This window comes from Pseudonocardia pini, from assembly GCF_013870575.1.
Lineage (GTDB): Bacteria > Actinomycetota > Actinomycetes > Mycobacteriales > Pseudonocardiaceae > Pseudonocardia > Pseudonocardia pini.
In genome coordinates this window covers 1-1,294 of the sequence record NZ_JACBXB010001119.1, presented here as the reverse complement: position 1 = coordinate 1,294, position 1,294 = coordinate 1, and the positions used below count along the sequence as shown (strand labels likewise).

The following is a 1,294-nucleotide window of genomic DNA, read 5'->3' as shown; positions in this document are numbered from 1 at the left end:
GGGTGTGGGTGTCCGCGAACAGCGCCCTCTCCGAGGCGACGAGGAAGTCGCAGCCCAGGGCGATCTCGAGGCCGCCGGTGAACGCGGGCCCGTTGACCGCGCCGACGATCGGCGTGCGCATCAGGCCCACCTGCTCGATCGCCGGCGTGTCGCGGTGCCTGCGGAAGTAGGCGGCGCCCTCGGCGGCGGCCTGCTTGAGGTCGACGCCCGCGCAGAACGCCGGGTCGGCCCCCGTGAGCACGACGGCGCGCACGGACTCGGCCTCGTCCGCCTCCCGCAGCGCCGCGTACAGGGTCTCGATCAGGTCGCCACCGAGCGCGTTGCGCGCCTCGGGACGGTTCATCGTGAGGATCCGGACCGCACCGCGGTCCTCGGTCAGCACCACCGGGCTCATGTGCGTACCACCGATCCGGCGCGCACCCGGCGCGCGATCTCGTCCAGCAGGGTCGGGTCGCCCTCGTAGGGCGTGTAGAGCGAGCAGCGGTCGAAGAGGTCGCCGTAGCGACGGAGCAGCTCGGGGGCGATCGCGTCCGGCTCGCCGACGACGGCGAAGGCGCCCAGCACGTCGTCGTCGACCAGGGTGGCCATCCGCTCCCACTCCCCCTGCCGGGAGAGTGCGTGCAGCTCCTCGCCGAGCGCACCCCAGCCGTGCAGCTCCAGCACCCCGCGGTAGGCGGGCGTCGAGCCGTAGAAGGCGATCTGCCTCCGGGCGCCGCGCAGCGCCCCCTCGAAGGCCTGCTCGGTGCTGCCCGTTACCACCATCGGGGACCCGACCAGGGCGAAGTCCCCGCCGAGCGCACGGCCGCGGGCCCGCTCGAGCGCGGGCACGGTGACCTCGCGCAGGTACCGCTCGGTGGTGAAGCCGTGGCAGAGCAGGCCGTCGGCGACCTCGCCCGCGGTCGCGGTCATCGCGGACCCGACGGCGGCGAGCAGGATCCGCGGCGGCCCGAACCCGTGCGGCTCGGGGACGAACATCGGCGTCATCAGGGTGTGGGTGTAGAACTCGCCCGCGAAGTCCAGCGGGGTCCCGTCCGCCCACGAGGCCCAGATCGCCCGCAGCGCCAGCACGTACTCGCGCATCCGCGCGGCGGGCTGCGACCACGGCATCGAGAACCGGCGGGTGATGTGCGCCTTGACCTGCGAGCCCAGCCCGAGCTGCAGCCTGCCGCCGGAGAGCGCCTGCAGGCCGTGCGCGGTCGAGGCGAGGCTCATCGGGTTGCGGGCGAACGCCAGCGCGATCGACGTGCCCAGGTCCACCCGCTCGGTCACGGTGGCGGCAAGGGCGAGGGCCAGG

General features: G+C 74.3%; 2 protein-coding genes. Both read right to left on the bottom strand.

The genetic code is table 11. From position 1 onward, the window contains the following. On the bottom strand, positions 1-394 hold a 394-nt coding region (locus tag H5J29_RS33060; protein ID WP_181784817.1), incomplete at its 3' end, for an enoyl-CoA hydratase-related protein. After that, positions 391-1,294: TIGR03617 family F420-dependent LLM class oxidoreductase (locus H5J29_RS33055; RefSeq protein WP_181784816.1), on the bottom strand; the 904-nt coding region annotated here is incomplete at its 5' end. The genes H5J29_RS33060 and H5J29_RS33055, both read right to left, overlap by 4 nt.